General features: G+C 63.5%; 14 protein-coding genes. 11 read left to right on the top strand and 3 right to left on the bottom strand.

From position 1 onward, the window contains the following. The first annotated feature begins 15 nt into the window (after window positions 1-15). The 11 genes from NZ951_04770 to NZ951_04720 all read left to right on the top strand — a co-directional run bounded on the left by NZ951_04770 (window position 16) and on the right by NZ951_04720 (window position 10029). A complete protein-coding gene (locus NZ951_04770; GenBank protein MCS7207235.1) occupies window positions 16-948 on the top strand; it encodes a bifunctional riboflavin kinase/FAD synthetase in 933 nt (310 codons plus the stop codon). Between the two features lie 4 nt (window positions 949-952). After that, a complete protein-coding gene (gene tyrS / locus NZ951_04765; protein MCS7207234.1) occupies window positions 953-2209 on the top strand; it encodes a tyrosine--tRNA ligase in 1257 nt (418 codons plus the stop codon). A gap of 14 nt (window positions 2210-2223) precedes the next feature. Next, entirely contained in the window at window positions 2224-3171 is a 948-nt protein-coding gene (locus NZ951_04760) for a fumarate hydratase (GenBank protein MCS7207233.1), read from the top strand. A 42-nt stretch (window positions 3172-3213) separates the two neighbouring features. Further along, a complete protein-coding gene (locus NZ951_04755; GenBank protein MCS7207232.1) occupies window positions 3214-4425 on the top strand; it encodes an XRE family transcriptional regulator in 1212 nt (403 codons plus the stop codon). A gap of 576 nt (window positions 4426-5001) precedes the next feature. Beyond that, window positions 5002-5694, top strand: coding sequence for a fumarate hydratase C-terminal domain-containing protein (locus NZ951_04750; protein ID MCS7207231.1), 693 nt, complete (start codon window positions 5002-5004; stop codon window positions 5692-5694). 3 nt (window positions 5695-5697) lie between these two features. Next, window positions 5698-6540, top strand: coding sequence for an MBL fold metallo-hydrolase (locus NZ951_04745; protein MCS7207230.1), 843 nt, complete (start codon window positions 5698-5700; stop codon window positions 6538-6540). Beyond that, on the top strand, window positions 6537-6797 hold the full coding sequence (locus NZ951_04740; protein MCS7207229.1) for a DUF3006 domain-containing protein: 261 nt from the start codon (window positions 6537-6539) through the stop codon (window positions 6795-6797). The genes NZ951_04745 and NZ951_04740 overlap by 4 nt, the downstream gene beginning before the upstream one ends. Beyond that, the gene (gene sdhC, locus NZ951_04735) at window positions 6794-7183 is read left to right on the top strand and encodes a succinate dehydrogenase, cytochrome b556 subunit (GenBank protein MCS7207228.1); all 390 of its coding nucleotides are present in this window, start codon (window positions 6794-6796) and stop codon (window positions 7181-7183) included. The genes NZ951_04740 and sdhC overlap by 4 nt, the downstream gene beginning before the upstream one ends. 2 nt (window positions 7184-7185) lie before the next feature. After that, window positions 7186-7575, top strand: a complete 390-nt coding sequence (locus tag NZ951_04730; GenBank protein MCS7207227.1) for a hypothetical protein — start codon at window positions 7186-7188, stop codon at window positions 7573-7575. Window positions 7576-7579: 4 nt separating this feature from the next. Further along, a complete protein-coding gene (locus NZ951_04725) occupies window positions 7580-8314 on the top strand; it encodes a succinate dehydrogenase/fumarate reductase iron-sulfur subunit (GenBank protein MCS7207226.1) in 735 nt (244 codons plus the stop codon). Continuing rightward, a complete protein-coding gene (locus tag NZ951_04720) occupies window positions 8314-10029 on the top strand; it encodes an FAD-dependent oxidoreductase (GenBank protein MCS7207225.1) in 1716 nt (571 codons plus the stop codon). The genes NZ951_04725 and NZ951_04720 overlap by 1 nt, the downstream gene beginning before the upstream one ends. On the opposite strand, the gene NZ951_04715 is transcribed toward NZ951_04720, so the two are convergent. The 3 genes from NZ951_04715 to NZ951_04705 are packed head-to-tail and all read right to left on the bottom strand — an operon-like array spanning window position 10015 to window position 13377. Next, the gene (locus tag NZ951_04715) at window positions 10015-11181 is read right to left on the bottom strand and encodes a threonine synthase (protein ID MCS7207224.1); all 1167 of its coding nucleotides are present in this window, start codon (window positions 11179-11181) and stop codon (window positions 10015-10017) included. The genes NZ951_04720 and NZ951_04715 overlap by 15 nt on opposite strands. A gap of 4 nt (window positions 11182-11185) precedes the next feature. After that, window positions 11186-12988, bottom strand: a complete 1803-nt coding sequence (locus NZ951_04710) for a CocE/NonD family hydrolase (protein MCS7207223.1) — start codon at window positions 12986-12988, stop codon at window positions 11186-11188. Between the two features lie 8 nt (window positions 12989-12996). Beyond that, window positions 12997-13377 (bottom strand): hypothetical protein, encoded by a 381-nt coding sequence (locus NZ951_04705; GenBank protein ID MCS7207222.1) that lies wholly within the window; start codon window positions 13375-13377, stop codon window positions 12997-12999. Window positions 13378-13390: the final 13 nt, after the last annotated feature.

The following is a 13390-nucleotide window of genomic DNA, read 5'->3' as shown; positions in this document are numbered from 1 at the left end:
CCGGCGTAGGCGACCATGCGCTGGCAGGAGGAACTGGCATCAGCGAGGAAGATTGGCCCCAGTGCTGTGAGCATAGGGGTCTTTGACGGGGTGCACCTTGGACATCAGCATCTGCTGTCCACCCTGTGCGCCGAAGCCCGGAGCCGAGGCCTGCACAGCGTGGTGGTAACCTTTCGGAATCATCCCCGCCTTTTTCTGAACCCTCATCACCCCTTCCCCCTGCTCACCACCGCCGACGAGCGGGTAGCCCTTCTGGAGCACCAAGGCGTTGAAGCCGTCCTCCCCCTTACCTTCGATGCCCATTTAGCGCGGGTCTCGGCTGAAGAGTTCTTGCGCGCCCTAGTGGAGCAGGTGAGGATGCGTCTGTTGGTGGCAGGCCCGGACTTCGCCTTGGGCTACCATCGTCAGGGCACTCTGCCTGTGGTGCAGGCTTTGGGCCAGCGGCTGGACTTTAGCGTGGTGGTGGTGTCCCCCTATCTGCTGCACGGGCGCGTGGTGAGCAGTTCGGCTATCCGCCAGGCCATCCTGGAGGGACAGGTAGCGGAGGCGGGGCGCATGCTGGGCCGTCCTTTCGCCCTCGTGGGCATTGTGCGTCCCGGCGCCGGGCGCGGGCGTCGCCTGGGCTTCCCCACTGCCAACCTGGCGGTGGATTCTTCCATGGCCATCCCTGCCAATGGTATCTACGCCACATGGGCCGTGTGGGGGGGCAGGCGCTGGCCGTCAGCCACCTCCATCGGCGTCCGCCCCACCTTCGGCGGGGGTGAGCGCACGATTGAGACCTACATCCTAGACTTCCAGGGCGACCTCTATGGCCAACGCCTGCGCCTGGAGTTTGTCCATCGCCTGCGGGACGAGCAGGCCTTCCCCACTGTCCAGGCCTTAGTGGAGCAAATGACCCGCGACATCGCCACCGTGCGTGCCCTGCTGAGCACCCCCTCTCCGGTGTAGCACCATGCTGGACGCACAGACCTTGCACCGCATCACCAAACGGGCCGTCGCCGAGATCATTGATGAGAAGGAGTTTATCGCCCTCCTGCAGGAGGGGAAACCCCTGCGTTTGAAGATGGGGTTTGACCCCTCCCGCCCCGACATCCACCTGGGGCATGTGGTGGGCTTGCGCAAACTGCGCCAACTGCAAGACCTGGGGCACCAGGTCATCCTCATCGTGGGGGACTGGACAGCCCAGATCGGCGACCCCAGCGGTCAATCGGCCACCCGCCCCATGCTCACCCACGAAGAGGTGGTGCGCAACGCCGAATCCTACATGCGTCAGTTCTTTAAGGTGGTAGACAGGGCCCGCACCCAGGCGGTGTGGCAAAGCGAGTGGTTTGGCAAGTTCACCCTCGCCGATGTGATTCGCCTTACCAGCAAGTTCACCGTGGCACAACTTTTGCACCGGGATGACTTTTGGAAGCGCTGGGAGGCGGAGCGCCCCATCGCCCTCACCGAACTGCTTTACCCCCTCCTGCAGGCCTACGACTCGGTGGCCATCCGCGCCGATGTGGAGTTCGGGGGCACAGATCAGAAGTTCAACCTGCTGGTGGGGCGACAACTCCAGGGCATGGTGGGCCAGCGCCCTCAGCAGTGTTTCCTGGTGCCCCTCCTGGTGGGCACCGACGGCGTTCAGAAGATGAGCAAAAGCCTCAACAATTACATCGGGGTGGAGGAGCCTCCCCGGGAACAGTTTGGCAAGATTATGTCTTTGCCCGATGCCCTCATTATCCCCTATTTCGAGCTGCTCACGGATGTGCCCGACCAGGAGATCACCGAGATGCGCCACGCCCTGGAGCGCCAAGAGGTCAACCCCATGCTCCTCAAGAAGCGCCTTGGGCGAGAGATCGTAACCCAGTTCTGGGGCCCCGACGCCGCTCGGGAGGCCCAGACCTGGTTTGAAACGGTTTTTCAACGGCGGGAGGTGCCGGCGGACATCCCAACCATCCCCTTCCGCCAGGAGGGTGGGCAGTGGGTGTTCTTCACGCCGGGCGGTGTGCACCGCCTGCCCGCCGTTAACGGCGAGGTGGAGACAGCAGACCTGTTGTATGCCCTGGGGCTGGCCCCCAGCAAAAGCCAGGCCAAGCGCCTGCTGGCGCAAGGCTCGGTGGAAGTGGAGGGGGTGAAGACCACCGCCGAGCGCCTGCCCTTGCGGGATGGCACCGTCCTGCGGGTGGGCAAGCGGCGCTTCGCTCGCCTGGTGCTCCACCGTTCCTAATCCCCGGAGGGCCTATGACCGTCCGCACCGACGCCATTCCCCACGAGGCCGTGTACCAGGCGGCTTATGAGGTCAATCGCCGTGCCGCCATTGTGGTTCCGAAAGATGGGCTTGTGGCTTATCAGCGAGCGCTGCAGCGGGAAACCAAGCCCCTAGCCAAGTTCATCCTGGCCCAAATTCTGCAGAACTACCACCTGGCCATTGCCGAAGGGCGCGCCATGTGCGCCGACACGGGCCTCCCGCGCTATTATGTCAAAATCGGTAACGAGGCACGTGTGCAAGGGGGGTTTGTGGCCCTGGAACGGGCGTTGCGCCAGGCCGTTGCGGATGTAACCCGCGCCGTCCCCCTGCGGGCCAACCGTGTGCACCCCCTGACCCGCGCCAATCCCGGCACCAACGCCGGCGTGTTTGCCCCCGATGTGGAATACTCCTTTGAGCCTGACGCCCACTGGATAGACATCACGGCTGTGCACAAGGGCGGGCTTTTCAATACCGACTACCGCATGCTCTTCCCGGGGGATGGGATAGAGGGTATCAAGCGTTTCTTCCTAGATAACCTGGCCGAGTTTGCTCGGCGGGGCCTCTCCTGCCCGCCCGTAACAGTGGGCATCGGCATTGGGGGCAATCCCGACCAGGCCCTGCGCCTGGCGCAAGAGGCGGCGTGCCTGCGGGTGCAAGGCGACCGCCACCCCGACCCCGCCGTGGCCCGCTTGGAGGAGGAGCTGACGGAACTGGGCAACCGCACGGGCTTCGGAGTGATGGGCGTGGGGGGCGATGTAACGGTGCTGGATGTGCACGTGGAGATTGCCTACACCCACACGGGGGGCACACCGGTGGGCATTACCCAGTTCTGCCACGCCTACCGTCGGGCCACGGCGCGCCTGTATCCGGACGGACGCATAGAGTACCGCGACGATCCCCAGTGGTTCACCCCCTATTATCGGCGTGAGGGAATTGGGTGATATATATCGGCTAATAAGCTGGCATAGGAGAAAGAAACATACATGGCTTTGAAACACCCTTTCCGTTGGGCAAATCCCGCAGTTCTCGGATGGGCACGAACGCGCCTGAACCTGCAGCCCACGCAGGTGGAACGTTTGTCTGAAAAAATGGGGCGCGGATTTACAAAAATTTCTGCGGAACGGCTCTTGTCTTGGGAACAAGGGCAAGACGAGCCGACCTTGGCCGATTTAGAGACATTGGCTTATATCTACGAGTGTCCGTTAGGTTACTTCTTTTTACCCAATCCCCCAGAGGAACGACTGCCACTAGACTTCCGGGGACTAGACTCAAGTAAGTTACTTGGTTTGAGCCCTGAAACACATATTGCTTTACGCCGTTTCGTCTCTATTGCTGATTGGGTCGGTGACGTCATTAGACGGCTGGAAATCCCTTGGGAAGTTCGAATAAATGAAGTTCGTTTGACTGACTTTGTGGATGATGTAGCGCAAAAGGAACGCACACGATTAGGTTTTGACGCAAAACTCCGTTATCAGTGGGGCGATGCTCATACGGCTTTCCAGTGGTGGAGGCTCGCCGTGGAATCCCTTGGAGTGTTCGTATTTACCATGCGGTTGCCGCCCAAGGAGGTGCGCGGAGCCTCAATTTGGTCGCCTCCTAATCCGCCCGCTATTCTGGTGAATAGTGAGGATGTTGAGGCTGCTACGGGGCGTCTCTTTACCCTACTCCACGAATACGCCCATCTCCTTATCCGTCGCCAGGGCGTGGTCTGTGACACGAAAGGCCTTGGTGAGAGTGAACCGGTTGAAAAGTTTGCTAACCGCTTAGCCGCTCGCATCCTTTTGCAACAAGACGAATTCAAGGCACACTTACAGCAGTTAAACCTTTTCTCTTTTCGCTCCCGCTGGGGTGATGCGTTACTGGACGAGATACGCAAACCCTTTTTTGTCAGTAAAGATGTGGTGGCTATTTACCTGGAAGAGATGGGCTTGGCCCCAGAGGGCTTCTACCAACAGAAACGACAGCAATGGGAAAAGCGCGGTCCTGGACGCGGAGGCTATGCTGGCAAACCACCTCCCAAACGCAACGAGCGCAAACTTCGTGAATTGGGTTTCTCCTTTGCGCGTATCCTATCATCCGAATTCGCTGACGAAATACCAATCCTCGAACTCGCCGAGGTTCTAGATATGAAAGTGGAACACGTACAGGAGTTTAAGGAGTGGCTGAAGGAGCAAGCCCCCGTTCGCCGCATTTGACCCAGTTACCTCGACAGGCGTGGTGCCCTGACACAAACGCTTTGGTGAATTTATATATGAATGCGCGGTCCCTCTTCAAAAGGGTCCGCCGGCCAGCAAAAGAGGGAAAATTGAAAATCGCCGAAGGGGTGTTCCGAGAATTGGCCGCAAAAACCGATCCTTTATATCGTATAATTTCAAAGTGGAACAAGCAATTTGGAATAGTCACCAACATATATGGGGATCCTCAAGCTTCACAAGTGCTCGCATATATACAGCGAAAATATGGGGATTTCATTCAAATCGGAAGACGGAACTATCCTGGATTTTTTTAAAAGTAAGAGAGGACGACGGTCTGCGGATAGCCAAGTTGTGGCATTGGCGAAACAGTATGGGTGGATCGTTGTATCAGACGATCAATCCGTTCAGCTGGTATGTTACCTAGAAAGTATTGCTCATATAACCTGGACACAATGGGCGGTACGATTGCAAATGGGTGCACAGCCGAACCAGTTAGCCTTTTTATCTTAAACAACCTTTGCTAGGTCTGTGTAAACCCCCAAGACAACAGCAACAGATAAATGAAGGAGCATCTAGATGTTCTCCATTCCATCTGCCGCTGACCTGGGCCTGCGGGAGGTGCACCTCACCACCCCCCTCTCGGACGAGGCCGTCCGCTCCCTGCGTGTGGGCGACCTGGTCTACCTCACCGGCCCTGTCTATACCGCCCGCGACGGCGTCTACACCTACACCCTCAAAGAGGGGCACGCCCCTCCCATTGACCTACGCGCCTTCAGCAATGTTACCCTCCAGTCCTCCCCCGCCGGCGTGGAGGTCGCCCCGGGTGTGTTCCGTATCTCCTCCCTGCAGGCCACCGCCGGCTTCCGCTACGCCCAATACATGGACGCCTTCATTGCCCGCTTCGGCGTCAAGGCGGTCATGGGCAAGGCGGGCATGGCCCCCGAGGTCTACCAAACCATCTTCCGCAAGCACGGGGCCGTCTACCTCTCCACCCTGGGCTATGGGCTGGGAGCCATCTACGGGCGGGCTGTCCAGAGGGTCATCGCCGTCCACTGGGTCAAGGAACTGGGCATCTCCGAGGCCCTTTGGCTCCTGGAGGTGCGCAACCTGGGCCCCCTCCTGGTGGAGGGCGACACCCATGGGCGCAGTTTCTTTGAGACCGTCAACCAGAACATCAACGCCTCCTTGGAGCGCCTCTACCAGGGCCTCAAGCCCCCCATCTTCCGTCGCCTAGGAGAAGAGGACGACGCCCGTAAGGAACTCTTCTAACCGATGGTGCGCCTCGTTTACCTGCTGTGGGCGCTCCTGCTCCTGCTGGCGGGCTGTGCGCCTCAAACCTCACCCGCCCCACCTCCCGCCCGCTTGGAACTGCATGTGGTGGATGTGGGCCAGGGGGATGGCCTTCTGCTGCGCTCCCCGGAGGGGCGGGTGATGGTAGTGGACGGCGGCCCCCGCCGCGGCGGGTTCGCCGACTACTTGGCAAAGGTAGGCGTCCAACGGGTGGACGTGCTCATCGCCACCAACCCCGACGCCGACCACATCGGCGGCCTAATAGAAGTGCTCCGCCGTTTCCCCGTGGGGGAGGTGTATGTGAGCGGGGATATCAACACCACCCGCACCTACGAGGAGTTCCTAGACGCCCTGGACGCCTCCCGTGCCCCCGTGCGGGTGCCCACTCGGGGCGACCGCATTCCCTTCGGCTCGGTAACCGTGGAAGTGCTCAATCCATCGGAGCCCCGTTTCCCCGACCGCAACAACAACTCGGTGGTGGTCAAGGTTACCTATGGGGAGGTATCCTTTCTGCTGATGGGGGATGCAGAGCGGGCAGCTGAGGAGCGTTTGGTGTCCACCGGAGCGGACCTGAGGGCCGATGTGCTGAAGATGGGCCACCACGCCTCCCGCACCTCCACCTGGCCCTTCTTCGTGGAGCGGGTGCGCCCCCGCATCGCCGTCTACTCGGCCGGCCGGGACAACCCCTATGGCCATCCCCATAAGGAGCCTCTGCAAAACCTGCTCAGCCGCGGGGTGACCGTGTACGGCACCGATAAGTATGGCACTATTATCCTGAGCACCAACGGCAAAACCCTGCAGGTGCAAACGGAGCGCCAGCCGTGAAGGAAAAGGCCGCCGTTGACCGTATAGAAGGCAACTTGGCGGTGCTCCTGGTGGGGGAGGAGGAGCGGGAGATGGTGGTGCCCCTGGCCCACCTGCCCCAAGCCCTGGAGGCCGGCGACTGGCTCGTGGTGGAGATAGAAAACGGACGCCTGGTGAGTGCCCAGCGCGACCCCCAGGAGACCCAGGCCCGCCGCCAACGCATCCAAGCCAAACTCCAACGCCTCCTGGAGCGCAGTCGGCAGGAGAGGCCCGCATGATCTTCCACCCCTCGTCGGAGGTGCGTCGGCGTTGGATACAGGGGCGCATCGGCTGGTGGGCGTGGCTGGGCCTGCGCATCAGCGGGGTGGCCCTGGTGCTCTACCTCCTGGCCCACATCGCCGTCATCTCCACCGCCCTGCGGGGGCCCGACGCCTTTGACCGCCTCCTGAAAATCCTCCAAAGCCCCCCATTTGTCGTGGCCGACCTGTTTCTGATTTTGGCTGTTCTCTACCACGGCGTCATGGGCCTGCGGGTGATGCTGTTGGAGGCGGGCATCGCCCTGCGCCACCAGGAGCGCCTGTTCTGGGCGGGCCTGGCCCTCATCGCCCTGGCGATGGCCGGCGCCACATGGGCTGTGTGGCCCCTTATCTTGCGGAGGGGGTAGGGATGCATACGCCTGGTGAGGCCCCCGTGCGCCCCCAAGGGTTCTGGCCCTGGCTTCTGCAAAGGGTATCGGGTGTGGCCCTTATCTTCCTGGTGGGCCTGCACATCTGGGTTACCCACTTCGCCGACATCGGCAAGGTGGTGGCAGGTCAGCAAGAGGAACTTGTCCTCTTTCACCTGGTGCGTTTGCGCCTACAGAGCCTGGTTTTTCTGCTGGTAGACGGGGCCTTGCTGGGCCTGGCTCTGTTTCACGGTCTGAACGGCTTGCGGGGCGTCCTTTTGGAGTGGCGCCCCTTGGCCCCCCACAGGCGCTGGGTTACCCTGGGCCTGTGGGGTGTGGGCCTGGTGGCCTTTGTGTACGGTCTTATGGCCCTGTGGGCCTTCGTGAGGTAGAAGGATGCCCCGCACGGTAACCGTCCGCATCTGGCGTTCGGGGCCATCCGGCCAGACGGGACGCTGGCAAACTTATTCCCTTCCCCTTCGCCAGGAGCGGGCCACTGTCCTAGACCTGCTGTTCACCCTTCAGGCGGAGCAGGACCCCACCATCGCCTTCCGCTGTGCCTGCCGGGTGGGGATGTGTGGCACCTGTGGCATGCGCATCAACGGGCGGGAGGGGTTGGCCTGCCGCACCTATGTGCACACTGTGGGCGAGAGCATCACCCTAGAGCCTATGGCCCACCTCCCCGTGGTGCGTGACCTGGTGGTGGATATGGCCCCCTTCTTTGAGCGCTATCGGCGCATCCTCCCCTATCTGGTGCCCGCCCCCGACCAGATAGCGCCCGTCGTCATGCGCCAGGATGACCCCCGCCGGGAGGCCATAGACGCCCATCGGGAGTGCATCGCCTGTGGGTTATGCCTGTCGGCCTGTCGGATGGTGGGGATGGCCCCCGACTTTTTGGGGCCGGCGGCCCTCAACCGCGCCTATGTGCTGGTGGCCGACCCGCGCGATACCCAGCGCCCCCAGCGCCTCACCCGCATCGCTCACGAGGGGGGGCTGTGGCGGTGTCATACGATGCTGGACTGCACCGCCGTGTGCCCTAAGGGCTTGGCCCCCACCGATGCCATCCAACGCCTGCGCCGAAAAGTGGTAGCCTATCGCTTGAAATCCCTTCTTACCCTGGGGAGGGGGTAGTGGACTTCCCTACCCTACGCACCGACATCCTTATTCTCGGTGGGGGCGGGGCGGGCCTGTTCGCCGCCCTGCACGCCGAGCACACAGACCCCCGCTTAGCCATTACCGTCGTGGCCAAGGGGCTGGTGGGGCAGAGCGGGTGCACCCGCATGGTGCAGGGGGGCTTCAACGCCGTCCTGGACCCCGCCGACTCCTTGGAGGCCCACTTCCTGGACACCCTCAAAGGCGGAGCGTGGCTCAACGACCAGGAGTTGGCCTGGGTGTTGGTGAGCGAGGCCCCCCAGCGCATCGCCGAGTTGGAGCGCATCGGGTGCTTTTTTGACCGCCGCCCCGATGGACGCATCGCCCAAAAGCCCTTCGCCGGCCAGAGTTTTGACCGCACCGTCCACAAAGGCGACCTGACGGGCATTGAGGTGATGACCCGCCTCAAGGAGCGCCTGCTGGGCACCTCTGTAACCCTGCTGGACGAACACCGTGCGTTGGACTTACTCCCCGCCCGAGACGGAGGGTGTGGGGGTGCCCTCTTGTTGAACATCCGCACGGGTCAGCCCCTGGTGGCCCTCGCCCGCGTCACCATTGTGGCAACGGGTGGGGGGGCACGTCTCTACCGCATCTCCGCCCCCTCTTTGGAGAAGGCGGGAGATGGCATGGCCATGTGCTGGCGGGCGGGGGTGGTGCTCCAAGACATGGAGATGTACCAGTTCCACCCCACAGGCATCATCGCTGGCCCCTCGGTGCTGACGGGGGCGGTGCTGGAGGAGGGCCTGCGGGGGGCAGGCGCACGCCTCTACAACGCCCGAGGCGAGCGCTTCATGGCCCGCTATGACCCCCAGAGGATGGAGCGCTCCACCCGGGACATCGTGGCGCGGGCCAGTTACCTGGAAATCCAAGAGGGGCGGGGCACCCCCGAAGGGGCAGTGCTCCTGGACGCCTCCCACCTGGGGGCGGAGTTCGTGGAGCGCACCTTCCCCGGCATGGCCCAGCGCTGTCGGGAGGCGGGGTATGACCTGGCACGGGGGCCGGTGCCCGTCTCCCCCACAGCCCACTTCCACATGGGCGGGGCGCGCATTGACCCCTGGTGCCACACCAACATCCCCGGCCTGCTGGTGGCCGGGGAGGACGCCGGCGGGGTTCACGGGGCCAACCGCCTGGGTGGCAACGGCATTGCCGAGTCCACCGTGTTCGGCGGGCGGGCGGGCGACTGCGCCGCCCAAGAGGCGGGCACCCGCCCTGAGCCTTCCGTGTCCCCCTCGGCAGTGCAAGAGGCGTGGGAGCAGGCCCTTGCCCCCTTCTCCTGCAACGGCGAGGAGTCGGTGTTCGCCCTGCGCAAAGCGTTGCAAGACCTGATGTGGGAGAAGGCGGGCGTGGTACGCAATGCCCAGGGCCTGCAGGACGCCCTGGCGGGCTTAAACGCGTTAGAGGAGCGCCTACACCGCGCTTCTGTGCCCCCTGTGCGGGAGTTCAACATGGCCTGGCAGGTGTGGCTGGATCTGCGCAGTATGTTGACGGTCTCGCGCCTGTTGGTGCAGAGCGCCCTCCTACGCACCGAGTCGCGCGGGAGCCACTACCGCACCGACTTCCCCCAGACGAACGACCAAGAGTGGCTCCGCAACATTTTGGTGCAGCGCACCGAGGGGAACGCCTCCCGCTTCTGGACGGAGCCTGTGCGTTTCACCCGCCTGCGCCCTCCCGGCATCGGCTCAGAGCACATCTAGATACTTTAGCCCGCTCCCGGTGTTCAGTAGGATGATGGGCTCGTCGGGGTTGATGCGCCCCTCCGCCAGCAGGCGCTTGAGGCCCGCAAGGGTGGCCGCCCCTTCAGGGCAAGCGAACACTCCCTCCAGAGAAGCCATCTCCCGCACACACTCCACCATCTCCCGGTCGCTGACGGCCAGGGCACTCCCCCCGCTGGCGCGAACCACTTGGAGAATAAGGTAATCGGCAAAGGGCGCCGGCACCCGCAGCCCCGAGGCGATGGTCTGGGGATGGGGGAACGGTTCTGCCCGCTCCTTGCCCTCCTGGAAGGCCCGCACGATGGGAGCACACCCCTCGGCCTGCACGCAGAACATCTTGGGGCGTGGCCCCTCCACCCACCCTAACGCCTCCATCTCATCAAAGGCCTTCCACATCCCCACCAATCCCGTACCCCCGCCCGTAGGGTACACGATAGCTCCGGGGTAACGCCACCCTAAGCCCTCCACAATCTCGTAGCCCATGATCTTTTTCCCCTCTACCCGATACGGCTCCCGCAGGGTGGAGACATCCAGCAGCCCCAGTTCCTGGGCGCGCACGCGGCTGAGGCGTCCCGCATCGCCGATGTGCCCCGCTACCAGTTCCAGGTGCGCCCCCGCCACGGCGCACTCCTTCTTGTTGGCCTCGGGGGCGTCCTGTGGCATGAACACATAGGCGGGCAGGCCGGCGCGCGCCGCGTAGGCTGCCATGGCACCGGCGGCGTTGCCCGCCGAGGGGATGACCAGCCCCTTCACCCCCAACTCCTTAGCCCGGGAGACGGCTGCGGCCTGCCCCCGCGCCTTGAAGGTGCCCGTGGGGTTGAGGCTTTCGTCTTTAATGTAGAGGCGGGCGCAGCCCAACCGTTGCCCCAAGCGGGGGGCAGGCAGCAGGGGCGTGTCCCCTTCTCCGAGGGAGACGATATTCCTGGGGTCGCGCACGGGGAGCACCTCCCACCACCGCCACATGGAGCGGGGACGCCCCGCCACCATCTTGGGGTCCACAGCATTCCGCGCCCTCTCGAGGTCGTAGCGCGCATACAGCACCCTGCCGCAGGCCGGACACACCGTGTGCACCTGCTCGGCAGAGCACACGCGCCCGCAGGCGGTGCACTCCAGGTGGGACAGGTAACTGCGCATAGCCCTACTCGGTGGGGATAACGGGTAAGACGATGTGCGAGGGGCAAATGGCGTTGTGGTGCACCGTGTTGATGGCTATCTGCCAGGCCCCCGAACGGCCCAAAGGCTCCCCGGTGTTGGGGTTCACATCAAAGCGCGGGAAGTTGCTGGAGGAGATGTCCACACGGATGCGATGCCCCGCCTTGAACAAGTTGCTGGTGGGGAACAGCTCTACTGTCAGGTGGTAGATGCGCCCCGGCTCAAGGAGCTCCTCCCGCTCCCAGGAGGCGTGGAAGCGGGCGCGGAAGATGCTATCCGTGAGGTTCATGGCAAAGCCCTGGGGGTAATCCTCGTTAGGCGGGTACACATCTATCAGTTTCACCGTGAAGTCGGTGTCAGGGGCCGTGGAGGAGACATACAGGTGGGCAGTGATGGGGCCTGTTACCTCCACATCCCGCTCTAAAGGTGGGGTCTGGAACACTAGCACATCGGGGCGGGAGGCCAAAGGCAAGTAGGGGGGCTGGCATCCGAAAAATCGGGCGTCCTCCCGCTGGTCGTAGGCCCCCGGCTCCATCAGAGGGGAACCCGAAGAGATAGCACCCCCAATGGTGGGCACGGGACGGCGCGGGTCAAAGGTGTACCGACTGTAACCGCTGGTGGAACGAGGAGGCTCAGGAGCCAGCAACCCCCCGGCATGCAGGTAGTAGGGCGTCCAGCGGGTGCGGGCCAGAGGCCACTCGTTCTCGGCGCGCCACTGCCCCCCGTGATCTAGCCGGCCGCTGGGGGTCTTGCGCCCGCTCCCCCCGCCCATCACAAACAGGAGCACCGGGGGCTCCCCCATCCCCGTGGGCAGGCCCCGCAGGACGTAGTCAAACCACCGCAGGCGAAAATGGTTGTAGTCCTCGGCCAAGTTGCCGGGGAGGCGCGCTTCGGTGCCGAAGTCCACATCCCCGGCGTAGCCGTTCTGGTGCTGGCCGTGCGTCCACGCCCCCATCACCAGGCGCACCTTTGTCCGCCCCGCCTTGCGCAGGCCCACAAAGGTGTCGCACGCAGTGCGGGCATACGGATCATACCACGACCCCAGCACCAAGATGGGCACATCCGGCCAACGATGGTAATACCCCTCGGCGTACAGGCCCACCTGCTTCCAGTAGGCGTCAAACTGGCTATGGGTCCAGAGTTCCAGCAGGTAGGCCTCGTAGGAAGGTGTCCACCGCAAAGGGGAGTGGCCCGCCTTCCAGGGCATGCGGGTGAACCAGGCCCGTAGGTCTTCCGCCTCTAGGGCGCGCTGGATAAGGGGGTTGCGCTGGGCCTCGGGGGACTGGAGGGCCTGGGTATAGGCCCACACCGCCTGACGCAGCTCAAAGGCCCCTTGGTGGCGCACACCGTGCAGAAAGGCGTTGGAAAAGCCCCCTGCGTCCAGGAATAAGGCCGCCACACCCCTCTTGTCTCCCTCCGCGGAGGCCAGGGCCGCTTGGGTATGGGCGCCGTAGGAGATACCAAAGGTGCCTACTTTCCCGTTGCACCAGGGCTGACCCACCACCCATGCCACAGTGTCCACTCCATCGCGCCCGTCGTCCGTATATTTGGTGAACATTCCCCCCGAGGCGTAGCGCCCCCGCACATCCTGGAAGAGGACGGCATAGCCCCTTCGGGCAAACCAGACCCCTTGCTCCTGGCGCTGGGGGGATGATTTGTTGTAGGGGGTGCGCTCCATAAGCACAGGGAAAGGCCCAGGCCCAGGGGGAAGGTAGAGGTCACCCGCCAGAACCACCCCATCCCGCAGAGGGATGGGGATATTGCGGTGCACGTGCACATCCGAGGCCATAGGCCACCCTATCGACGGGAGGACGGGCGACGCCGTCCCCGCGACCCCCTCTGCGCCAAAATGGCCGCCAGAACACCAGCCAGGTACGGGTAGTGGGTTTCGTGTTTGCCCCGCACCTCCTCTACCAGCAGGGTGAACAGGCCCCCCATCACGGGGTAAAACGAAGGGGTGTCCTCATTCGGGGACACCCCCTTGCCCACCAGAAAGGCGCGGAACAGGGCCTCCAAAACCCCCATCGCCTCCTGGGGCTGGCGCAGGTGGAGGCTCCGCAGAAGCGTCTCCGCCTCTAGGGCAAGGGCTGCTGCCGCCCGTCTCCAGCGGGGAGAGGGGTTTCCCAGCTGGGTGGCCAGGCGCTCTAAAGTCCTCGAGGCGACACGCGTGCTAAACATGGCTGTTCCCCTT

The sequence above is a fragment of the Dehalococcoidia bacterium genome, from assembly GCA_025060295.1.
Classification (GTDB): domain Bacteria; phylum Chloroflexota; class Dehalococcoidia; order Lucifugimonadales; family HRBIN23; genus HRBIN23.
This window is presented reverse-complemented; position numbering and strand designations above follow the sequence as displayed.

Bases quoted from the DNA above. Each gene is read 5' to 3' on its own strand.
- NZ951_04770 (MCS7207235.1), top strand. From the start codon at position 16: ATGCGCTGGCAGGAGGAACTGGCATCAGCGAGGAAGATTGGCCCCAGT.
- tyrS (MCS7207234.1), top strand. From the start codon at position 953: ATGCTGGACGCACAGACCTTGCACCGCATCACCAAACGGGCCGTCGCC.
- NZ951_04760 (MCS7207233.1), top strand. From the start codon at position 2,224: ATGACCGTCCGCACCGACGCCATTCCCCACGAGGCCGTGTACCAGGCG.
- NZ951_04755 (MCS7207232.1), top strand. From the start codon at position 3,214: ATGGCTTTGAAACACCCTTTCCGTTGGGCAAATCCCGCAGTTCTCGGA.
- NZ951_04750 (MCS7207231.1), top strand. From the start codon at position 5,002: ATGTTCTCCATTCCATCTGCCGCTGACCTGGGCCTGCGGGAGGTGCAC.
- NZ951_04745 (MCS7207230.1), top strand. From the start codon at position 5,698: ATGGTGCGCCTCGTTTACCTGCTGTGGGCGCTCCTGCTCCTGCTGGCG.
- sdhC (MCS7207228.1), top strand. From the start codon at position 6,794: ATGATCTTCCACCCCTCGTCGGAGGTGCGTCGGCGTTGGATACAGGGG.
- NZ951_04730 (MCS7207227.1), top strand. From the start codon at position 7,186: ATGCATACGCCTGGTGAGGCCCCCGTGCGCCCCCAAGGGTTCTGGCCC.
- NZ951_04725 (MCS7207226.1), top strand. From the start codon at position 7,580: ATGCCCCGCACGGTAACCGTCCGCATCTGGCGTTCGGGGCCATCCGGC.
- NZ951_04715 (MCS7207224.1), bottom strand. From the start codon at position 11,181: ATGCGCAGTTACCTGTCCCACCTGGAGTGCACCGCCTGCGGGCGCGTG.
- NZ951_04710 (MCS7207223.1), bottom strand. From the start codon at position 12,988: ATGGCCTCGGATGTGCACGTGCACCGCAATATCCCCATCCCTCTGCGG.
- NZ951_04705 (MCS7207222.1), bottom strand. From the start codon at position 13,377: ATGTTTAGCACGCGTGTCGCCTCGAGGACTTTAGAGCGCCTGGCCACC.